The organism is Psychromonas antarctica (assembly GCF_022267535.1).
Lineage (GTDB): Bacteria > Pseudomonadota > Gammaproteobacteria > Enterobacterales > Psychromonadaceae > Psychromonas > Psychromonas antarctica.
In genome coordinates, this window is the sequence record NZ_JAHNZV010000030.1 from 1 (window position 1) to 22,749 (window position 22,749).

18 protein-coding genes and 1 pseudogene are annotated in these 22,749 nt (G+C 39.1%); 7 read left to right on the forward strand and 12 right to left on the reverse strand.

Going from position 1 to position 22,749, the window contains the following annotated elements; genetic code table 11:
• Window positions 1-301 precede the first annotated feature (301 nt).
• From KSO91_RS08780 to KSO91_RS08795, 4 genes and pseudogenes are all read left to right on the forward strand, one after another.
• Window positions 302-2,827: a diguanylate cyclase domain-containing protein gene (locus KSO91_RS08780; RefSeq protein WP_238742582.1), complete on the forward strand. Its 2,526-nt coding sequence runs from the start codon at window positions 302-304 to the stop codon at window positions 2,825-2,827.
• 369 nt (window positions 2,828-3,196) lie between these two features.
• Window positions 3,197-4,564 (forward strand): diguanylate cyclase domain-containing protein, encoded by a 1,368-nt coding sequence (locus tag KSO91_RS08785; protein WP_238742583.1) that lies wholly within the window; start codon window positions 3,197-3,199, stop codon window positions 4,562-4,564.
• 967 nt (window positions 4,565-5,531) lie between these two features.
• A pseudogene (locus KSO91_RS08790) lies at window positions 5,532-5,645 on the forward strand (IS5/IS1182 family transposase); the annotation flags it as partial.
• 350 nt (window positions 5,646-5,995) lie between these two features.
• Window positions 5,996-7,261: a diguanylate cyclase domain-containing protein gene (locus tag KSO91_RS08795; protein WP_238742584.1), complete on the forward strand. Its 1,266-nt coding sequence runs from the start codon at window positions 5,996-5,998 to the stop codon at window positions 7,259-7,261.
• A 77-nt stretch (window positions 7,262-7,338) separates the two neighbouring features.
• Here the strand turns inward: KSO91_RS08795 and folE2 are convergent, their stop codons facing one another.
• Window positions 7,339-8,259: a GTP cyclohydrolase FolE2 gene (gene folE2 / locus KSO91_RS08800; protein WP_238742585.1), complete on the reverse strand. Its 921-nt coding sequence runs from the start codon at window positions 8,257-8,259 to the stop codon at window positions 7,339-7,341.
• Window positions 8,260-8,800: 541 nt separating this feature from the next.
• On the opposite strand from folE2, the gene arcB reads away from it, so the two are divergent.
• Window positions 8,801-11,050 (forward strand): aerobic respiration two-component sensor histidine kinase ArcB, encoded by a 2,250-nt coding sequence (gene arcB, locus KSO91_RS08805; RefSeq protein WP_238742586.1) that lies wholly within the window; start codon window positions 8,801-8,803, stop codon window positions 11,048-11,050.
• Between the two features lie 125 nt (window positions 11,051-11,175).
• Here arcB and bepA read toward each other — a convergent pair whose 3' ends face one another.
• Complete coding sequence (gene bepA, locus KSO91_RS08810; protein WP_238742587.1) at window positions 11,176-12,630, reverse strand: beta-barrel assembly-enhancing protease; 1,455 nt, start codon at window positions 12,628-12,630, stop codon at window positions 11,176-11,178.
• A gap of 439 nt (window positions 12,631-13,069) precedes the next feature.
• On the opposite strand from bepA, the gene KSO91_RS08815 reads away from it, so the two are divergent.
• Window positions 13,070-13,303, forward strand: coding sequence for a sulfurtransferase TusA family protein (locus tag KSO91_RS08815; protein ID WP_238742588.1), 234 nt, complete (start codon window positions 13,070-13,072; stop codon window positions 13,301-13,303).
• Window positions 13,304-13,320: 17 nt separating this feature from the next.
• Window positions 13,321-14,397 (forward strand): AI-2E family transporter, encoded by a 1,077-nt coding sequence (locus KSO91_RS08820; protein ID WP_238742589.1) that lies wholly within the window; start codon window positions 13,321-13,323, stop codon window positions 14,395-14,397.
• A 73-nt stretch (window positions 14,398-14,470) separates the two neighbouring features.
• On the opposite strand, the gene bcp is transcribed toward KSO91_RS08820, so the two are convergent.
• The 10 genes from bcp to ccoO all read right to left on the reverse strand — a co-directional run bounded on the left by bcp (window position 14,471) and on the right by ccoO (window position 22,748).
• Window positions 14,471-14,935, reverse strand: coding sequence for a thioredoxin-dependent thiol peroxidase (bcp, locus tag KSO91_RS08825; RefSeq protein WP_238742590.1), 465 nt, complete (start codon window positions 14,933-14,935; stop codon window positions 14,471-14,473).
• 9 nt (window positions 14,936-14,944) lie between these two features.
• Window positions 14,945-15,880: a universal stress protein UspE gene (gene uspE / locus KSO91_RS08830; RefSeq protein WP_238742591.1), complete on the reverse strand. Its 936-nt coding sequence runs from the start codon at window positions 15,878-15,880 to the stop codon at window positions 14,945-14,947.
• Window positions 15,881-16,001: 121 nt separating this feature from the next.
• Window positions 16,002-16,745 (reverse strand): FNR family transcription factor, encoded by a 744-nt coding sequence (locus KSO91_RS08835; RefSeq protein ID WP_238742592.1) that lies wholly within the window; start codon window positions 16,743-16,745, stop codon window positions 16,002-16,004.
• Between the two features lie 295 nt (window positions 16,746-17,040).
• Window positions 17,041-17,724 carry a sulfite exporter TauE/SafE family protein gene (locus KSO91_RS08840; RefSeq protein WP_238742593.1) on the reverse strand — a complete coding sequence of 228 codons (684 nt, stop codon included), beginning with the start codon at window positions 17,722-17,724 and terminating at the stop codon, window positions 17,041-17,043.
• Window positions 17,711-17,938 (reverse strand): cbb3-type cytochrome oxidase assembly protein CcoS, encoded by a 228-nt coding sequence (gene ccoS, locus KSO91_RS08845; protein WP_238742594.1) that lies wholly within the window; start codon window positions 17,936-17,938, stop codon window positions 17,711-17,713. The genes KSO91_RS08840 and ccoS overlap by 14 nt, the downstream gene beginning before the upstream one ends.
• A 39-nt stretch (window positions 17,939-17,977) precedes the next feature.
• On the reverse strand, window positions 17,978-20,374 hold the full coding sequence (locus KSO91_RS08850) for a heavy metal translocating P-type ATPase (protein ID WP_238742595.1): 2,397 nt from the start codon (window positions 20,372-20,374) through the stop codon (window positions 17,978-17,980).
• Window positions 20,374-20,850, reverse strand: coding sequence for a FixH family protein (locus KSO91_RS08855; RefSeq protein WP_238742596.1), 477 nt, complete (start codon window positions 20,848-20,850; stop codon window positions 20,374-20,376). The genes KSO91_RS08850 and KSO91_RS08855 overlap by 1 nt, the downstream gene beginning before the upstream one ends.
• 106 nt (window positions 20,851-20,956) lie before the next feature.
• Window positions 20,957-21,916, reverse strand: coding sequence for a cytochrome-c oxidase, cbb3-type subunit III (gene ccoP / locus KSO91_RS08860; RefSeq protein WP_238742597.1), 960 nt, complete (start codon window positions 21,914-21,916; stop codon window positions 20,957-20,959).
• Window positions 21,916-22,107: a cbb3-type cytochrome oxidase subunit 3 gene (locus KSO91_RS08865; RefSeq protein ID WP_238742598.1), complete on the reverse strand. Its 192-nt coding sequence runs from the start codon at window positions 22,105-22,107 to the stop codon at window positions 21,916-21,918. Before KSO91_RS08865 ends, ccoP begins: the two co-directional genes overlap by 1 nt.
• Before the next feature lie 38 nt (window positions 22,108-22,145).
• The gene (gene ccoO, locus KSO91_RS08870) at window positions 22,146-22,748 is read right to left on the reverse strand and encodes a cytochrome-c oxidase, cbb3-type subunit II (RefSeq protein ID WP_238742599.1); all 603 of its coding nucleotides are present in this window, start codon (window positions 22,746-22,748) and stop codon (window positions 22,146-22,148) included.
• Window position 22,749: the final 1 nt, after the last annotated feature.

Below are 22,749 nucleotides of genomic sequence, written 5' to 3' on the forward strand. Positions count from 1 at the left end.
GTTAGTTTTGCGTAGTTCAAGGCGAATCATCGCAGCAATAACTGGTTATTGGCAGATGATTTAACGCAGAAATACGCGTAAATAACGGTACTGTATCGTTTAGCTTATCCAGAATTGAGGTTAAATATAAACTTGAGTCGGTGAGCGGATACTATCGTTGTTATTGCTCCTGAGGTCTTTTAAATGATGCTAATTGTAGAGCGAGCCCAAAATTCCAGTCTCTAAATAGATGTAATAATTATCTTTAATCGGGCCATGGGTTAGAATAGATAGTTATGATTCATTTAAAATAGATACCATTATGTCGAAATTGCTCTCATTTATTTCTTTATTTTTTTTCCTGACACCTTTATTTGGGGAGCTTAACGAATCAACCAAACCTAGCCATTTTACCGTTTACCTTGATCAAAACTTACCCTACTCAGGTTTCGACCTGCAGCAAAACGCACAAGGTTTAATTGTTGATTACTGGCAGCAGTGGTCACAGAAGAGCGGGATAATAGTCAATTACTCCCCCTCAGGTACACTCTCAGCAGATCAATTGTTCACTAATAACCAGCCGTCTGTTTATTGTGGATTAGCAAAGGAAAGCACAACCTTAGCAGATCTTAAAAAATCTCCTCTGTTAGCAATAGAAACGCATTTCTATTATTTTTCAACACACAAAGATAGTATGAACGCTTTTTTTTCAGATAATAGATTGCCTCTTATTGTGGGAGGACTATTGCCAGAAGCACAGCAATTACCCTTTTTTATGGCTGCGCCTAGGATAATTTATAAAGAATATCCTGGTTTATTAGAACTGCTAATCGATCTTTATTATGAAAAGATCGATGCCCTTGTTTTGTTTAATGGTGTGCAACGAAATTCGCATTTATTAGATCGATTTTTATCTCTGTTTTTTGATAAACAGTCACTTGATGCGAGTAGCAATGAGTTATTTGTATATACATCAGACGAGCAACAAACGCTTTTAAATTGGATTGACTGGGGAAAGCAACTCGAAAACATGCCTACTAGTATCGCTGTGGTGATTGATAAAGCCATTAATCCTATCTGGGGTACTTCTGCTGAAATGACGGCTAAGATAATACTTATTGTCTGTGTGACTCTTTTATTCTTTTTAGTTAGTTACTCATGGCGAAAAAAGGATCTTCAGTTTAAATATATACTAGATTCATCGCCTTATCCTCTGGTTATTTTTTCCTTAGACGGACGGACTGTTTATTATCTAAATGATGAAGTTAAATTCTTACTTCCGTTTAAAAAAATAAAAAGTAAATATGCATTTGAAGATGTTGAGAATCAGCTTTTATTGTCGCGTTTTATTAATAAGGAAAGCCATAAAATAATTATTGAAGATAAACGTCTCCGCTTGTTGGTTGATAATAGCTTCCATGATATTGAGTTATCTGCAAAACGAATTCATTACAAGCGAAAAACCGCCTGGTTTTGTCACTTGAAAGATATTACCGCATTGTTGCAAGCAGAGCAGAAGTTAACGGAAGAACGGGAATTGCTGCGCACAGTGCTTGACTCCATTCCCGAGCAGATTGCCTATAAATCGCCTAAAGGGACCATTATAGGTTGTAATAAGTCATGGGCCAGTGCAAATAATACTACGGTTAGCTATGCAACAGGGCGGCGTGCATTGGACATAATGCCAATTGATATTATAAACAAAGATAAGCAACAAGAAGAGCCTGTCTGGAAGGGGGAGAAGTTTAATACGCAAGAGTGGATTCAGCAGCAAAATGGCGAACTAGGGTTAATTAATATCGTTAAGCTTCCCCTCCATAATAACGACGGAGCTATCTTTGCAATATTAACGATCGATCGAGATATTACACCTTTATACAATTTGAATGAAAAATTGAAGGATGAAAACTTACAACGTAAAAAAACAGAAAAGGCGTTATCTAAACAGAATGTATTATTAAGCACCGTTTTTTCAGCAAGTCTTGACCCTATTGGTTTGATCGATAAGTTAGGACGTATAATCGGCGCAAATAATGCATTTGCCCAGTTAATGGGGGCCACAAACCCAGAAGAGATAATCGGTCAGTTACAGAGTGAATTGTTGCCTGCTGATCGTGCCGATTGGGCTGAACGTCAGAATAAAGAAGTACTTGAATCCGGCGAACCGCTGATATTTGAGGAGTTGATCTTCTTTGAAGGCAAAAAGATTTGGTATGAGGTGCATAAAACCCCTTTTAAAGATCCTGAGAGTGATTATCAAGGTATTGTTATCATGTCACGTGATATTTCAACACGTAAACAAACAGAAGAAAAGTTGAGTTCTGAAGCATCCGATTTTGAAGTTAAGATGCTACATGATCAATTAACGGGTATCGCTAATCGTCGTGCCTTTGATGTGCAATTTTCCAAACTCTGGAAAGAGGCTTGTGATGAGCGTGAATTATTCTCTTTAGTGATGTGTGATATCGATTTTTTTAAAGCTTATAATGATAATTATGGACATCAAAAAGGCGATCAAGCACTGCTGGCGGTTGCTAATGCATTGCAGAGTGTATGTGATTCATTAGGCTGTTTTGTGGCACGTTATGGTGGTGAAGAGTTCGTGTTTTTAATCAAGGGGGGTAACGCAACCAAAGCGCTAAAGGTCGCTGAAAACATACGCCAAGCGGTTGAAAATGCGAAAATAGAGCACCTCTATTCTTCAGTTAATAATATTATTACACTGAGCATGGGATTATCTAGTATTTTTCCAAGCGAATTAAATTCAATGAAAATCTTGTTAGCCGAGGCTGATGGTGCTTTATATAACGCAAAAGGATCTGGTCGTGATCAAATTTGTGTCCATTAATAGTCATTAATATTATTGAACTTATTCTTTGCATGATGTTTGGTGAATGTTGTAATGAACAAATAGAGACGGATGATAGTTGCAACAGAGCCGAAACGACTTACTGATTTCGTTGTCTTACGGACTTAGGAAGGCTTAGCTAAATAAAATGTTAAAGTGTGAACTCTAGCAAGTTACGGTTATGCAAAAAAATATATTGTGTGAATAGCCATCACTTAGGGTTTACAATAAGATGACAAATACAGGTGCACTGAAATAGCAAAATAAAAAAGCATGCAAATCTAATTGTTAGCAGGTGGTGGAACATAGGCTTTGAATTAACTTATTCTAAGCGGCTTAATAAAGGTAGAGACTCTAAAGGAATAGATTATGGCGCGATATAAAACAACAGAAGGGCAACGTGAATCTGATAAACTCGGTTTTGAGATAAAAAATCTGGGTGGTGAGTCCAAAGATGTTGTTGATTTGGCTAAATATAAACAACCTGAAGAGAGCGTTAATGCTGAAACCTCTGCTTTTGAGCAAGTGTTATTACATCTGAATATTTCCGATAGAGGTGCTTTTGATAGTAAGTTTACACAGCTCTGGCAAGAGGCAAGTGATGATAATAAGTTATTGTCTGTACTCATATGTGAGATCGATTTTTTTAAAGCCTACAATGATAACTACGGGCATCAAGGGGCATCTTTTATGTTGCTTGTTGTTGGGCTGGCGTTAAAAAATATATGTGAAAAATACGACTGTTTTTTAGCACACTACAAAAATCAAGAGTTTGCCATTTTAATGAAAGGTGGTGATCAGCAAAAAGTAATAGAGGTTTCTGAATCCCTTCGCAAAGCGGTTAAAGCGTCACGCACTGAGCATAAATACTCTAATGTCAGTAAAGTAGTAACCTTAAGTATAGGTATATCAACCACGTACCCAACATCCCCCAAAAAGTTTATGCAAGAAGGTGATAGTGCATTATGCGAGGCCCAAACCTCTGGTAGAGATAAAGCTTGTGCACATTTTTCTCATAAAAAAATTGATTTATCTGAAGATGCGATTCAGGAAGGAACAAATAACTTAAGCGGAAAAGAAAAAGAAGAAGAAAAAGAAGAAGAAATAATTGATAGAAGAGAGCTGGAAGAAAATAGATATTCAGCTACCAGCAACGATTTAACAGATAACCAAGCTGAAGAAAAGAGTAAACAAACGGATGATGTTTATCCTGTTAATATTGGAAATTCAAGTCTTCAGAAAAGCATGCTAGAAATGGGCGTCGCTGACCGTAGTGCTTTTCATCATAACTTTGTCAAACTTTGGGAACAAAGTTTAGAAGAGAAAGAGCTGTTGTCTATGTTTATGTGTGAAGTTGATTTCTTTGCTGCTTACGTTAGAAATTATGGTGAGCAAGCAAGTGACGATGTATTACTTATTGTTGCTGCTGCACTGCAAGGGATATCTAAAAAAGTTGGTACCTCTGCATTCCGTATTGATGGCGAGAAGTTTGTCATATTATTTAAAGGTGGTAATGCAACCAAAGCATTCCGAATATCCGAAGCTTTGCATAAAGCTATCGCGCATTCGGCGATTGCACATAAATATTCAGACGCGCGTGATACCGTTTCCATGAGTATCGGATTATCAAGTCTTTTTCCAAGTGACTTAAGTTCTAAGAAAATGTTAATGGTAGAAGCTAGCACCGCATTACGTGAAGCTGCAAATGGAGGAAAAAATCGTACTTCAGTATATTAGCTAGTAGCATATACCCATGTTACTTCAAGGTGCAAAATCAGCCAGAAAAATTGTGCTTAGATGCGCGGTATAAAATTCCAGTATAGTGGTTCTACATCGAAGTTTTATAACGACGCAGACGAGTGCGATTTGACTTGCTCAACGGGGGCTCGGTTCGAAAGCCAACATTGCGCTACAGCATTCGATAAGGGAATAACCATTGCCTTCTCGCTGTGTCTTATTCTGGTCTCCGAACGGAGTCCTGATAAAGCACCTTGATGTATCATGGGTATATGTCTAAGCAAAAACAGAGCTTGTAGCTCAATACCGTTCACTTAAGGCGAACGATATTTTTTTAATTGGATACGTGTTTTTAGAACACTGCAATTCCTGAGAATGGCTCCTCTCCCTCCTTGCAGGTAAAATAAATTGTTTTACGCTAAGTTAGCACTAAACAAGTAACGTCAAACTGAATTAACTGCGTGGCCACCCATTGATACGCCTTCATTAGCCCCATTAAACTTGGCTTTGGTTTTTAACCCCGGTTGTCATATGTGCCAAGCGGGGATTATCAAACGATCCTCGCTCAGGTTGTTTTTTTTCAATCGCAACAAAACCGAGATGCTTACATTCTGTTATGACGGCATAGGTTTCTGGCTGATGATAAAACAGTTCTCAAAAAGTGAATTGAAAGATTAGCCAAGGTCGAATGAAGCCATTAATCCTATTATTGCAAAGCACCTGCGGTATTTACTGACAGCGGACCTTCGTGTCTTTTGTGACAAAAAACTGACCACGAGAGCTTTAAATATGCAAATATCAAATGCTTCCTGCAACCTTACCGAAAAAATCTGATTTAGGGAAATTGCTTAGGTCAAGCTGCGCTCTCGTAAACCCACACTGAATAGTCGTTTATTGATGGTGGTTATGTCAAGGTTCACCAGCATGGTGCCGGAGCAACGTCTGATCAACCTCTGGGAATATGGGAGGTAATGCGGACATAGATTGGTGCTTGTATAAATACAGACACTTAGTAGAAAACGCCTTTGCAAGGTTAAAGCCTTTTAGAATGATTGTTACACGATGCGATAAGTTAAAATAGACTCATAGGGCATGCACTATAATTTGGCTGCCAACGTGAAAGATAAACCGCCTCTAGGAAGATCGGCTCAGAAGATGCTTAAAGTGTGAACACTAGCAAGTTACGCTTATCTAAAAGGAAATATTGTGTGAACTGTTATTACTTAGGGTTTACAATAATATGATATATACAAATAGACTCAAAAAACATGTGAATCGCTGAATGGTAAGATTGTTGATTGTAATGATAAATATTAATATAAAAGTTGGTATTTAAATTGCATTTTAACTTTAGTAAGTGATGGATCATAGGCTTTGAAATAACTCATTCTAAGCTGCTTAATAAAGACAGAGACTCTAAAGGAATAAATTATGGCGCAATACAAAGCAACAGAAGATAAAAGTGAATCTGATGAATTCGGTTTTGAGAGAAAAAAACAGGATGGTGATTCCAAAGGTGTGGTTGATTTGGCGAAATATAAACAACCTGAAGAAAGCGTTAATGCTGAAACCTCTGCTTTTGAGCAAGTCATGTCACAGATGAATATTTCAGATAGAGGGGCTTTTGACACTAAATTTGCGCAACTTTGGCAAGAGGCAAGTGATGATAATGAATTATTGTCTGTTCTCATGTGTGAGATCGACTTCTTTAAAGCTTACAATGATAATTACGGGCATCAAGGAGCATCTTTTATGTTGCTTGTTGTTGGTCTGGCGTTAAAGAATATATGTGAAAAACATGGCTGTTTTTTAGCGCGTTACAAAAATCAAGAGTTTGCCATTTTAATGAAAGGTGGTGATGAAGAAAAAGCCCTAGAAATCGCTGAATCTTTGCGTAAAGCGGTTGAAGCATCACGTACTGAGCATAAATATTCGAGTGTTAGCAAAATAGTGACACTGAGTATTGGTATTTCAAGTGTTTACCCGATTTCGATGAGGATGTTAATGAATGAAGCGGGTGGTGCCTTAGTTAATGCTAAATCTGCCGGACGCAACCAAGTTTGTGGTAATTTCACACTCAAAAAATCAGCTAATAATGCGAAAAACGTCCCAATAGAAGAAAATGTTCAGATAGAAGAAAAGCCTGTTGCTAATATCGAAGCGCCTATTCAAGCGCCTATTCAAGCGTCTGATTTCAGACTTATCATGTCAGACATGAATATAGCGGATCGTAATTCTTTTCATCATAACTTTGTGAAACTTTGGAAAGAAAGTACTGAGGAGAAAGAGCTACTTTCTATGCTGATGTGCGAAGTTGACTACTTTCAGGACTATGTTGATCATTATGGTGAAGCCGCAAGTGAAGATGTATTAATCATTGTTGCCTCTGTGCTGCAGCAAATATGTGGAAAATTTGACTGTTTTGTATCTCATATTGAGGGGGAGAAGTTTATAATATTGATAAAAGGTGGCAATGCGACAGGAGCTCTAAGAATTGCTGAAGCACTGCATAAATCAGTACAAGCATCTGCTACTGAGCATGCACACTCAGAAGCCAGCGATCTGGTCAGCATGAGTGTCGGTTTATCAAGTATTTTCCCAAGTGATATGAACTCGATGAAAACCTTAATGGTTGAAGCAAGCAAAGCATTACACGATGCGACAGCATCTGGACGCAATCAGACTAGCGTGCATTAATATGCAATAGTCAACCAATAAAAAAGGAAGCATTAGGCTTCCTTTTTTATTGGTTGACTATTCATGTTGACTGCTTTTTAAGCAGAATAACCGCCTTCAATCCCTTTCGTAGTAATAGATACCGCATCATGTGCATGCAAACTTTCATAATGATTAACTCGTAGCCAAAAGTCTTCAAATTTTACTTGTTGATGAAGCATTGACTGTAAGTGACGAGCTGCATCTTCACAAAACATCAGGTTTTGACCATTTAAGCGAGCAAATTCTTGTTCATCTTCACGTTTAACGGCTGCTTGTACTGGTGTTTTTAGCGTGTTTTCAATTAAGTTGATCAGTTCGATAAGTGGGAAGTTTTTATTTAAATTACTTAATTTAACTTTAACTTCAACCACGCTGCGCTGACTGTGTGGTGTGGCAACAATGCCTTGTGTGGAGCCTAGCCAAGTTAGAATCTCATGTTTATCAATTTCTGTTTGTTGGGCATATTTTTGCGCGAATTCCTGCTGAATAAGTTGACGTGCTAAAGCCGCAGAGCAAGGGCAGGTTGATGAGTAGGGGACGTTGACCTGTAGTTCAAAGACAAGTTCGCTGTTAATAAGTTGTCCAATAATAGTAACGGGATATGCCTTCCAGCCACGCTTTTCGCTAATGAGTGATTTGCGGCGGAGATGGTAATCGAAGGTGAATTTAATAAACGCTTGCTGACTGAGCTCATGATGGCTTTCAATAAAGCCTTCTAATAAGGCGCTCAATGTAGGAATTGTTAATTCAGATTCAGTTGAGAGCTCGTCCAGTTGTAAATACAGGCGGGACATGTGGATACCCTTCGCTTTAGCATCGCCTAGGTTCACAAATACTTCCACACTGGCACTAACTTGCTGTGGTGCACTGTCATCAGTTTGTACCATTAGCGGTAACTCAATATTACTCATACCGACTCGATCAAGCTTACCTTCTGTCTGAGCTTGTGCATTATTTGCTATATCTGGCATTGCCATTAGGAAACTCTCCCTTAAACATTATTACGCATGTATTAATAATTTGAGCGCTGCATTATAGACCTGTTACAAAAAATTAAAAACCATGAAATTAAAAGGATCACTTGTTGTTATGTAAATCGCCTGTTTTTTGAGCTTTTAGGCTGTTTTCTTCGGGGAAACACCAACCCGCCTAATTATTGACGCATTGTTACTATACAAAATATGACCGTTTTTTAAGCCTAACCTCTGCGGGGGAGAAGCCAATAGTGACTGTGTCGCTATTCCTGTGTTAGCTAAACGACTAATAACCCGCTATTGCTACGCTACATTGCATTAAACTACACAAAACTATTAACACAGTATGATGTGAATGATCTTAAAGCGAATACCTTTTTCATTATCTCTGTTGAGGTTAACTAATTTTTTTTGATCTTATTATTTAAATCACGGATAAATTCGATATATAAATGCTATTTAAGATTATAATAAATAAGTTTTATTTTATACTTTATCCTATTAAGCATCAGTATTTCCAATGGTGTTTACATAGTGAGGCGCTGTGAATATATTTAATTTAAAAATATGGGTTCATTATTATGTGGCGCTATTAAAGCGATTAGGCGCAGTACGTTTTAGTCTAATTCTTGCAGCTGCGATAATGACTGCCGATTTTCTACTACAAATATTGCTGGCTTATTATTTTAATGAGCCTTTAGATATTGTCATTGTTTATCGTTCATTTATTTTAGGTTTGTTGATCACTCCCTGGGCTGTCTATTTTTTGACAGTTGTCGTGGGTGATTTAGAAGATGCAAGGCAGAATCTGGATGATACGGTTGTTAAATTACAGGTGCTGCTGAAAAATGATCAGCAAAAAACAGAGGCACTTGAAAGAGAAATTATTGAGCACCATAAAAGTCAAAGCAAAGTCGAACAGGCTGCTATTTTGCTGCGTTCATTTATAGATACTTCTCCGGACCTGTTTTTTCATCGTGATTTAAAAGGGTGCTTCGTAAGTTGTAATAAGGCAATGGAATTGTTAACGGGGAAAACAGAAAAACAATTGATAGGTTTAACACCTTTTGATATTTTTCCTGAAGCTTATGCTAATGAAGTTGTGCAACGCGATGAGAGAGTTCAAGACAGCCAGAAAGAACAAATTCATGAGCATTGGCTGCATTATCCAAATGGCCGAAAAGCATATTTTGAAGTGCGCGCACTGCCCCTATATAGTAGTCAGAAAACGTGTGTCGGTATTATTGGCTTTGGTCGGGATATTACCGAGCGCAAAAAGAACGAGGAATTTTTAGAAAAAGCGAGTAGGGATAAGACCACCTTTATTTCAACCATTAGCCATGAATTACGCACTCCGCTGAATGGTATTGTCGGCTTAAGTCGAATGCTATTAGATGAACCACTTAGCAGCGAACAAATTAAACTCTTAAAAACCATTCATATCAGTGCCATCACTTTAGGGAATATTTTTAATGATATTGTTGATTTGGATAAACTTGATCGTCGCCGTTTGAATTTGGTTAGTAATCATATTGATATGTTTGATTTTATGAGTGATTTAAAAAGCTTAGCATTTATTCAATCAGAGCAAAAAGGCTTGGCTTTACGTTTTGAACAAAGCAGTTTGTTGCCCCATTATATTGATGCAGATGACACGCGTTTACGGCAGGTTTTATGGAACCTTATTAGCAATGCAGTCAAATTTACCATGCAAGGTTCTGTTACTATTCGTTGTTTTTGTACGCGTAAAGAGGGGACCCAAGACCAGCTTCATTTTGAAGTGCAAGACTCAGGTATTGGCATCCCAGCGGACCAATTGGAAAAGATTTTTGCTATGTATTATCAAGTTGAGGGCAATACTCATGCAACAGGAACTGGAATAGGGTTAGCCGTTTCTTCACAAATAGTACAAGCGATGGGCGGGAAGCTTAGCGTAAGCAGTGAACTTGGTCAGGGTAGTATTTTTAAATTATCTCTCCCTATGGATTGCTCTGATAAAGAGGCCAAACCAATAACGGTCTTAGCAACCTTGCCTACTCTGTCTATTTTACTTGTCGAAGATATCGAACTTAATATTATTGTTGCAACCTCATTATTGGAAAAATCAGGCCATCAGGTTGATAGCGCGACAAACGGTAAACAAGCGCTGCAAAAGGTGGCTAGCAAGCAATATCAACTGATATTAATGGATATTCAGCTCCCCGATATGGATGGTTATCAAGTGACACAACAATTACGGCAGCGTTATGGCGATAACTTACCGCCTATTGTTGCACTGACTGCGAATGTATTTACAGATAAGCAAAAATTTATCGATCAGGGAATGGATGATGCGTTAGGTAAACCGCTTGGTGCTGAATCATTAAATGCGATGATAAAACGGCTTTTTGTATCGACAGAGACGACAGATGCGTTATTACCTTACAAAGCGCAAAATACAATAGAATCTTTATTTGATGAAGTTATGTTAACTGAATTATTCGACTTTTTACCTACCTCGGTGATGCTGGCTAATTTGGCATTATTTGAGAAGATGATGCAAGATTATTTACAGGTACTCGATTCTAATGTAATAGCAAAAGATAAAAATGGAATCGCGAGTGAGGCACATAAAATAAAAGGTGCCGCGGGCTCTGTCGGGTTAAAGCGTATTCAAGAACTAGCGCAAAAGATACAATCCCCAGATCTACCTGCATGGTGGGACAATATAGATGATTGGGTTGAACTCATTAAATCCCACTACAAGAGTGATGTTGCCCTACTTAAAAAATGGATTGTCGCACATGGGAAGTGATTTTATGGAAAGACAGGCCTCATCACTTGGCTCTGTCTGATGTTATTAACTCGCTCGGAGCCTAAAATAGAGATGACAGTCTGCACCGATAGTCGAATTAAGTCATCAGCCAAGCAGCTTTGGAGCTACTCCTGTAGTGCTTTTAAGCGTAAATCATCTTTTCTATATAATTCGATGGTTGCGCTGTAGCGTGCTTGGTCTAATTTATTATCTGCATAGGCTAACGCGCTGCCCATTTCTTGGCTTGCTTCAAGAAAACGTCCTTGTAGGGCTAAATATTGTGCTTTGCTGGCATGTTCTTTGGTGCGGTTTTTCAGCGCTTTATAAAGATCGATGGCTACTAGGTGAGCTAAAATATGATCTGGGTGTGTGCGTATAAATAATGCTAGTATTTTTTCAGCTTTATCTGTTTGCTTGTTTACTTGTAATGCATTGACTAAATTGAGGACGAAGACGGGATTGTCTGGTGATTTAGTATAATGATCTTCTAGTAATTTAATTATTTCATCCGCATGATTTAATGCAAGTGAAGTATCGCTTAATAAATCAATAAAAAATAGGTTCTCACTATGTTGAGTTAATAAATCTAATGTGACTTCATGCGCTTTGATATAGTCTTCATTTTTAAAATAGGCTAGGGCGAGGCCATAAAGTGCCGCTTCCTTGATTTGATATTTTTTATTTTTGAGTTGGCTTTGGTAATAATTAATCGCCCCACCGGCCGATAGATCACTATAACGGACTGTGATCCGCACTTTACTTAACTGGTAATCTAGACTGTTTGTTATCTGTTTTGTATCAAATTGGCTGGCACGCAAGCGAGCTTCAGCTAAGCGAGTTTCTGGAAGGGGATGTGTTGACAACATTTGTGGAGGCAAACTGGTATATTTATATTTTTCAGCTAGTTTACCGAAGAAGTTGGCCATGCCATAAGGGTCATAGCCTGAGTCGACTAGTATTTGTATCCCTATCCGATCCGCTTCATACTCATGTAAACGGGTATAGTTAATTTGTGACTGTATTGATACAGCCATGCTGGTGCTCAGTGCAGCCATTCCTGCCGCAGGGGATACCAATGTAAGTAAAACAGATCCTGCGAGTGCTGCGAGCGTTGCTGGGTTGCTATATGAGCGCTTTTCGATCATCTGAGCTAAGTGGCGTTGAGTAATATGAGCTATTTCATGAGCGAGCACACTCGCTAATTCGCTTTCATCTTGTGCATATAAAAACAGACCCGTATGAATTTTTACATTCCCGCCTAAGAATGCCGCCGCATTAATCTCTTTATCTTCAATCAGAAAAAAGTTAAATGGCATCTTAACCGAATCTGTATGACTAACTAGGTTTTGACCTAGGTCATTAATATAGTAGTTGAGAATTGGATCATGAATAATGGGCAGCGCTTGATTGGCCATCAAACGAAATGCCCAGCCATAGTCTTTTTCTTTTTCAATGGTTAATGCACCCGCGCCAACGGTACCTATATCGGGAAGTGTATTTGATGAATTTGCACTATTTGCGAATAATAGAAAAACAAAATAGAGTGAGTTAATCAGGGATTTATTCAGCACAGTAGCCACATAACACCAACAAATAATAGAAAACAGAGTAAAATCATAAACAAGCTTCAATTTATTGCAAGTGCTGATTGTCTTATCTGCAGACAAACCTGATAATCATCTTCTTTTCTCTGAAGCGATATTATAGCGATGATACCTTAATGTGCTTTATTATGCGCTCGACTCCGAGACCGGATTAAAGGCCTCTCGAGTGATTAACTACGTTAACCCTCTATCGGTAGGAGTAGATGCAAGTATTTAAAACCTGCATGGTTACTCCCTTATAGGGTGCTGTAACGCAGCACTGCTTCTCGAGCCGTCCCACGCGGGGCAGCGTAAATTGTACTTATCTACGTCGTTATAAAATTCCCGTGTAGAATGACTATAATTCAATTTAATACTTAGCATATAAACACAATTTGGCTTGCTGATTTCGCATCTTGAAGTAACATGGGGACAAATGAAAACGATTGATTTACGTAACAAAAAGTGTCCAATGACACTGGTGATATTAAGACGTTTCTTATGGTTACAAAATAGCACTTCAAAACAACCCATAATGGATCAACTTTGCCTCCTTTTTTCAACGCAGCAGGCAATGCGAGATATTATTTTGTACCTTGATAAAAAAGGATATTATTATTCAACTAGTGTGTTTGAAAATAAGATTTCATTACTGATAAAACTCAAATAATAAAGGTAGATAAGTATATGTTTAGACAATTAACGAATTGGTATCAGCATCGTTTTGCGGATCCCAATTTAAGTACGCTATTTTTATTACTACTTGCTGCTTTCTCGGTCTTCTATTTTTTCGGTAATATTTTAGCACCTTTGTTTGTTGCGTTGGTACTTGCGTATCTGCTTGATTGGCCAGTTAATTACTTAATGCGTTTTAAAATAAATCGCACCATAGCCACATTTATCGTTATGTCGATATTTTTATTAATAGCTATCTTCGGATTTTTGGGGGTGCTACCGATAGTTTTTAAACAAGGAAGCAGTTTACTTCGAGATTTACCTGCTATTTTTAATCAGGTACAAGTTTATGTGTTAACGCTTCCCAGTCAGTATCCGGAAGCAATTGATCTTCTGATGATCACCCACATTGTTGAAAACCTGCGATCATACTTGTTAGAGAGAGGGGGGTTCTTATTATCGCACTCATTTGCTTCCCTCTTAAATATTGCCGCGCTAATTGTTTACGCGATTTTAGTGCCTTTACTGATGATTTTTATGCTTAAAGATAAAACTATTTTGATCAATAGTTTTGTGCAGTTTTTACCTAGAAACCGGAAGTTGGCAGATCAAGTTTGGATTGAGATGAATGGACAGATAATGAATTATATTCGTGGCAAAGTGATTGAAATTCTGATCGTTGGGGTGGCTACTTATTTTACCTTCTTTTTTATGGATTTACGTTATCCTGCGCTATTGGCCGTGTTGGTTGGCTTATCTGTATTAATTCCCTATGTTGGCGCAGCGGCTGTGACGGTGCCAGTGGCGGCTGTTGCTCTTTTTCAGTGGGGAATTTCAGCTGATTTTGCTTATTTGATTGTGGCTTATATTACTATACAAGCAATCGATGGTAACATAATTGTGCCTATTTTATTTTCTGAAGCTGTTAACTTACATCCGGTTGTGATCCTTATGTCTGTATTGATCTTTGGTGGCTTGTGGGGATTTTGGGGGGTGTTTTTTGCCATCCCGCTGGCAACGTTAGTTAAAGCAGTATTAAATGCTTGGCCAAGCCGTGAGCAGTTAGAGCTGTTGGAAGAAAGCAATTAAAATCTCATAGGAAGGCGTTATCCCATTCAGCGATTTGAAACTAAGGATTCAAATCGCTTGGAGGGTTTAGTCATTAGCTTTTTAGATAATCTAAAACGACTTGATGGTGATCTTTAGTTTTGAATTTATCGAATACTTTTTCAATTGTGCCTTGCTCATTGATTAAAAAACTAATGCGATGGATACCATCATAGGTTTTACCCATAAATTTCTTTTCTCCCCAGACGCCAAAGGCATCAGCTATCGCATGATTTTCATCCGATAGCAATGGAAAATTAAGTTCCTTTTTCGCCACAAAGCTGGCTAGCTTTTTGACAGAATCAGGACTGATACCGTACACATGGGTATTTAATGCGGCCAGTTCGCCGTTTACATCACGCAGACCACAGGCTTGTGTTGTGCAACCAGGGGTTAATGCTTTAGGGTAAAAATAAACAAGTACTTTTTTACCTGTTAAGTCTGTTAATGAGACGTTATTACCTTGGTTGTCTGCTAACGTAAAAAAGGGCGCTTTGTCACCCGCGACTAATCGATTCATAAATATCTCTTAAAGTTTAATGGGGCTGATAAAACCCTGTGGTTTTAAAGCAAGTAAATCACAGTTTAAGTTATCAATCACCTGCTCTGCAGTATGACCTAATAAAGTTGCACTTAAACCGGAGCGACCGACAGTACCAAGAATAACTAATTGAGCATTAATGTCATTGGCAACTTCACTGATAACATCTTCAGGTAAACCTTGCTTTAGATGCGTATTTTGTTCTGGGATTGCATACTGTTGGGCATATTCAGTTAACGTTTTTCGATGGAATTTTTTCAAACCATCTTCATAATTGACGGGATCAAACTCGGGCAACTCGAGCATAATATTCATTGGCGGACTAGGGTACGCATTAACAATATGAATATTTACATTTAGAATCTCCGCTATCGCTTTTGCTTCGCTTAAGATTTGTTGATTGAGCTGGTGATGCTCTTCATCTTGAATACTTTTGCAATCAATAGCGCAAAGAATATTACCTTTTTCTGTCCATTGTTGTTGCTTAACTAATAACAGCGGAACAGGACATTTTCTTAATAAATTCCAATCCGTAGGGGTAAATAAAATGGCACTTAATTTTGAGTGTGGATGTGTTGATTTAATAACCAAATTATGGTTGTTTTTCAACACCTCAAGAATAACCGCTTGGAAAGGGCGACTATGCCAGACAACTTGTTTATCTATCTTTAAACCCTTTTCTTCATAGGGTAACGCGAGTTCTTTTAACCAATCTCGATTTTCTTTGATAACGATCCGTTGCATTGCTTGACGCTCATCATTTGAACTTAATGACGTCATTTCATAACTAAGATCATAGCAACATACAAACAGGGTTATCTTAGCCTTTTTATCTTTTTCAGCGATTTGAACTGCTTGCTCAAGAGCTGGTTGAGATGTTTTGCTTGGATCGATAAGCACTAAAATATTACGGTATTTAATCATAGTGTCCTCTACTAGAAAAAGATGGTATTTGTTAATTTAGATCAGATAGCTTAAGATCGATAGCCTTTTCATTCAGGAAAAGACTATTTTATTGGAGAGAATGTCAGAACATTGGGTTATATCAATCTTTTTTCTTTTCACCTGCGAGTTCTGCAAGCATTTTGTGGTCTAATATACTGATATATTTTCCTTTTACTGCAATCATATGGTTTTTCTGAAAGCGCCCCAAAAGGCGACTAATAGTTTCAACGGTGAGGCCTAAGTAGTTGCCAATATCACCACGAGTCATTGATAAACGGAACTCTCTAGGAGAAAAACCGCGCGTAGCAAAGCGCACTGATAGATTATGGATAAAAGAGGCAAGGCGCTCTTCTGCATTTTTCTTTGATAGTAGCAAAATCATATTCTGATCGCCGACAATTTCAGCGCTCATTAAACGTAAAATTTGTTGTCTAAGTTTTGGCATCGTTGTCGAAAGGTTATCGAGTGTGTCATAAGGAATTTCACAGATCATTGCTGTTTCAAGTGCTTGGGCAAAACTGGGATGTGTGCCTGTGTTAATGCCATCAAAGCCGACCAGATCACCCGCCAGATGAAAAGCGGTTATCTGTTCATCACCTTGCTCGGTGATGGTGTATGATTTAAGGGTGCCTGAACGAATGGCATAAAGACATTTCATCTCTTGCCCAGCTTTGAATATCTCCTGACCTTTCTGAATCGGTTTTTTACGTTCAATAATCTCATCTAAACGATCTAATTCAGTTTCATTGAGAGAGTAAGGAATACATAATTGATTAATGCTACAGTCTTGGCAATGAATGGCACAACCACCCAATTGGACTCGATGTGTATTGCTTTTTTCCATAGTTCTTTTAGTTTCCTTTTTTGACTTAAATCAATATTAACATTAATTAAAGCCGCTTTGAACACTTTCTAATGATTTGTGCTGTTCACTGCTCTTTTATACGCGCTGGCACGTAGATTCCCAACAAAAGAGGCAAGTCTAAATTAATTAATAATGTTTGTGGTTAATCTTATTAATAAACAGTTGTAGAAAAATAGCGCGCTTATAAAATCGACTCATATCTGTATCTCAACCTTTGGGGCATTATGCACCGGCTACTTGAGGGGGGCGAATTGAAGGCGTTTATAAGCAAGGATCAGCTTAGCTGCCGCGCTGCGATATAAAAGGTATGTATTGCAAATATTGCCAGTAGTATGCCACTGCCATATCTGAAGTAGTGGTGATTTAAGTAATATTTTAACTGCTGGCTTAGCGCTCCGACGCTGAGCATGGCAGGCAAGGTGCCTAGACCAAATCCTACCATAATAATAAAGCCATTAAACGCACTGCCACTACTTGCTGCCCAAGAGAGTGTTGAATAAACTAGACCACAGGGTAACCAGCCCCATAAAAAACCAAGGGGAAAAGCATATAAAGGGTGTTTTAAGGGGATAAAAAGCTGGGCAATGGGTTTTATAAATTTCCATATCACTTGCCCTGCTTGTTCGAGTTTTAGCAAGCCAAACCAAATACGCGAAATATATAATGCTAATAGCAGCATTAAAATGGCGGCCAGTAAACGCAGATAAATTAATGCTTCTTTGCCCCCGAAAAAGAGCACTAGTACACTACTGCTCGCTGCAAAAATTGCTCCCGCGACTGAGTAACTGCTAATTCGGCCCAAGTTGTATAATAATAATGACAGGCGTGACGAAAATTTGCTTGGCTCTGTATTTACTGAAAAAGTAATGGCACTGGCTATACCCGAACACATCCCCAAGCAATGACCGGCACCCAGCAAACCAATCAGCAGAGCAGCAAAAAAATCATTGGCCAGCATCTTCAGATTCTCCTTTTTTGCCATTTGATGGTGTTATATCGGTGTTTTTATGGTGCTCAATCTCTGTCTGTAACGGATCTTCATCGAATAAAATATTGATCCCTTCGCGGTCTAAGTCATCGTACTGATTGGACTTTACCGCCCAGAAAAAAACCATAACAGCAATGCTAACAAAGAGCATGGCGATGGGAATTAACACATAAATAATACTCATTTTAGTTACCTTATTAAATGCACAATAATCATGACTGTTTTATTTTAATAGCCGTAGAGAATTACTTACCACTATCAAAGAGCTAAAAGACATTCCAATTGCTGCTATATAGGGTGGCACATAGCCCATAATGGCAAGGGGGACAATAATAAGATTATAGGCTATTGCCCAACCTAGATTTTGTTTGATAATGGTGGTGGTTCTTTGTGCGATTTGTTTAAGTGATATTAGTTTATTTAAATCATCACCCAATAAAATAACATCGGCACTATTCTTGGCGATATCGCTGCCGCTGGCTAATGTAACGGAAATATCTGCCCCTGCTAGAACGGGCGCATCATTTATGCCATCGCCAACCATTAATAGACGATCATGTTGTTTTTGCTGCTGCTGAAGATAGCGCAGCTTCCCTTCTGGTGTAACCCCTTTGATAAGGTTATCGATATTTAATAAGTGCGCTATTTCCTCGCTTTTTAGGGAAAGATCACCGGTTAACAGAGTGGTTTTCATTTTCAGGTCATGGCAGTAGTCGATAATAGCGGCTGCGCTGTCACGTAGCGCATCACCGACTTCAAAAATGGCTAATAATTGTTTGTCTAGAGTCAGATAAACAACAACTTCTTTACTCTCTATGGGGTTATCGATTGCGCAAAACTGAGCATGGCCTAGTTTTAATTTTTTCTGCTCATAATCAGCTTGTAAGCCTTGACCTGCGATATTGACAATATTATCTAAAAGGGGGCTGTGCTTTTGTTTTTTTTGAAAAGCCAGTGCGATAGGGTGCTCTGATACCTTTTCTAATTGTGCTGCTAAATCAAGACACTGTTGTATTGAGTAACCACCATAAACCGTGCTTGTGAGCAGTGAAAAATCACCTTTGGTTAAGGTGCCTGTCTTATCAAAGACCATATGATTAATTTTATTGAGCGTTTCCAATACATAGTGCTGCTTAATAAGAATGCCCTGCTTATTGAGTTTTGCAGTGGCGCAGGTGAGTGCTGTTGGTGTTGCTAAAGAGAGTGCGCAGGGACAAGTCGCCACTAATACCGACAAGGTTATCCAAAATGCCTGCTCGGGGGCGATAAAGTGCCAGCTGATATAGGTGAGTGAGGCGATAATCAATAAAGCGCCAACAAAGTAGCGGGAAACGCTATCGGCAATAATTTCAATATGTGGTTTGTTAAGTTGAGCTGTATCTTGTAAATGAATAATATCGGCGATTAAACTATTGGCTGAGATTTTATCAACGCGAATGGTGAGTGGGCTGCTAATATTAACCGTGCCCGCAAAAACAAGATCGTTTCTCTCTTTTTTGACGGGCAGGTGCTCACCCGTTAACATCGACTCTTCGATATTACTTCGTCCGCTAATAATGGTGCCGTCAACGGGTACCGTCTCGCCCGCCTTGACTAAAATCAACTGCCCAACTTGAACTGTTTTTGCGGGAATAAGACAGTGCTCTTGCACTTTATCTGTTTCTTTAATTAATGTCGCCATTGAAGGCAGTAAACGCAATAAATTACTGCTGCTTTCCGAAGCTTTACGTCTTGCTCGCAGTTCTAATAACCTGCCAAGTAGTAATAAAAAAGTAAACATCGACACCGACTCGAAGTATACCTCACCATGCCCACTAATGGTTGCATAAGCGGATGCACTATAAGCCCCCAACAGAGCAATCGAAATAGGGATATCCATACCTAAGGTTTTATTACGTAGATTGCGCCATGCATTAATGTAAAAGGGTTGTGCGCTATAAAGTAAGACTGGCGTGGCTAAAATAAAACTGACCCAACGAAAATAGTGGATAAACTCGGCTTCCATACCTGAGAAAAAATCCGCGTAGAGGGCGATAGCAAACATCATTACTTGCATCGTTGCAAGGCCAGCAAGTCCCAAACGGCGGAGATAGGATTTCGCTTGTTGTGTGTAAAACGCTTCCTGTTTATTAACTTGAAAAGGGTAAGCTTTGTAACCTACTTTTTGTATCTCTTTTAGAATGACACTGAGTTTAAGTTGCCGATTATCCCAGCGAATAACCGCGCGATGAAGAGTAGTATTGACATTAATAAAGAGCAAACCAGGCATAAAACGGAGCTGTTTTTCAATTAACCAAGCGCATGCAGCACAATTAATCCCCTCAATCATTAGGGTTATTTCACTGCCAGATTGATTTTTTTTAACAAAATCTTCTTGGATCTGTTGTACATCATAATGATCAAGTTGGCGCAGCTGTTCGGGTACTAACGCAACCATTTTGTCTGCATGCTCACTGCGGTGAGTATAGTAAGACGTTAAACCGCTATCAACGATAGTTTGTGCGACTGCTTCACAGCCAGGGCAACACATCGCTTGAGCGTGACCATTAATGGTCACGCTATAGTGGCTATTTTTAGGATTAGGCTCCCCACAATGAAAGCACTGTGTCTGCCCTGTCATTACAAACTGATTTCGCTTATCGGCAAAGTGACTGTTTTTTCTAAACGCCAGCTTTTATCAAAGGGCTCTATGCGTAATTGCCATTTACCCGTAAGATCTTTGTCCGTTTCAAAATGAAACTTACCCTGGCTGTCAGCGGTAAGCAACACAGAGATATCGCGACTGGCTAATGTGGAATGAAATAAAGAGAGATTAATGGAGCTATTATCTATAACGCCATTTAAGCTGACAATAAGCTCATTTTTATTTTGTACCACGAGGGCTTTAATATTGCGTTTTTGCGCATTCTTTAGCAGTGTAAAATCGGCATTTATCGCTTTGCCTTTTGCATAATAATTATCCATAACCATATCTGGCTTATTACTGGTTGCGATAATAAGCGTGCTGATCCCGGCAACAACCGCAGCCATAGGCAATATGATTAAAAACCAAGGCCAGAATTGTTTAAACCATGCTTTTTTATTATTGTTTTTCATAATAGCCCTACTAAGAGAAGGAGATGAATCAATCTAGCATATAAAAAGCCTCGTTTCCGAGGCTTTTATATTAAATACAGGTAATTTGTTACGTTGCGAAGCCTACTTATTTGGGTTGTGAAAGGGAGTAAACAAAGGCACTAATCAGGTGAACTTTATCTTCTCCGAGTACATCGCCCCAAGCGGGCATCACACCATTGCGGCCATTGCGAATGGTATCTTCAACTGCCTTGCGAGAGGCACCGTATAACCAAATAGTATCGGTTAAGTTTGGTGCGCCAAGGGTGTGCGAACCGCCCCCTTCTGCGCCGTGGCAAGCTGCGCACATGATATAACGCGCTGCACCCGCTTCAGCTTCAACAACATTAACGCGACGCCCGCTGAGTTGAAGTGCATAAGTCGCGACTTCTTTAATACCTTGTTCGCCCAAGATCTCTTTCCAAGAGGGCATTACCCCTTGACGACCCAGCATCAGGCTCTGTTTTATATTTTCAGGCTCTCCGCCATATAACCAATCATTATCTGCTAAGTTAGGAAAACCGGTACTACCGCGTGCATCTGAACCGTGGCACTGCGCACAGTTTTGCAGAAATAACCGTTGCCCTACTTTAACCGCTTCTGGATCCTTGGCAATTAAGGCAATATCTTTGTAAATCCCTTTTTCATCATAAGCAAGTTGTTTAAATACGGCACCAAATTTCTGGTCTGCAGCGTTCATTTCTCGCTGATACTGTGAATGTGAGGTTTCTGCGAGAGTGTTAGATTCTTCTGGTGACATCACACTTTGTTCTGAACTGGTCCAATCAAGTAGTCCATTCCAGTTCGCGGTATAACTTGGGAAGGCGAGGCTATACAGTAAACCAATTACGATAGTGAACCAAAACAGACCCACCCACCATTTAGGTAATGGATTGTTTAACTCTTGAATGCCATCAAAGCTATGGGGCATCGGTTTACCTTCTTCGACGCCTGTATTGTTTTTTGATGTCGCCCGGAGAAGCAACGCACAACCGATAATAACGAAGAGGGTGATAACGGTGATCCATATTGTCCAAAAAAGGGTCATTATTTTTTAGCTCCTGTCTGTTCGCTCTTTTCGCGGGCACACGTTGTTGAGTCCTGATGCTCATCGAAAATAGAATTTCCAATATCTTCAAAGGATTTTTTATGTTTTTTATTGTATGCCCATAAAATCAAAGCAACGAAAATAATAATTAAGAACAGTGTATATAATCCATTAAATGTCGCGTAATCCATAAAGCCTCCTGTAAGTGAAATAAGCACTAGCAACACTGCTATCTAAAAGCATGGCCAAGTGACTGCAAATAAGCAATTAATGCTTGCATCTCTGTTTTACCTACAACGGCTGCTTTTGCACCGGCAATATCCTGCTCGGTATAAGGTACCCCAAAGTTATTTTTAAATATCTCCAATTTACGCGCAGTATCTTCACCTGTTAGTTGGTTTTCTGCTAGCCATGGGAAACCTGGCATGTTTGATTGTGGTACTACATCGCGTGGGTTAAGCAGATGTATTTCATGCCAAGCGTCCGAGTAACGTTGACCGACGCGTGCCAGATCCGGCCCCGTGCGTTTTGAACCCCATAAAAATGGATGCTCCCAAACACCTTCTCCTGCAACACTGTAGTGACCGTAACGCTCTGTTTCGGCACGGAAAGGGCGGATCATTTGGCTATGGCAGACACTGCAACCTTCACGGATATAGATATCACGTCCTTCCATTTCTAATGCAGTATAAGGGCGCAGAGTATCAACTGGCTCATTTGTCTCTTTCTGGAAAAGTAGCGGTACTATTTGCGCTAGGCCACCAAAGCTAATTGCGATGATGATAAAGATTGCCAGTAGGCCCGCATTTTTTTCAATAAATTCGTGCTTCATT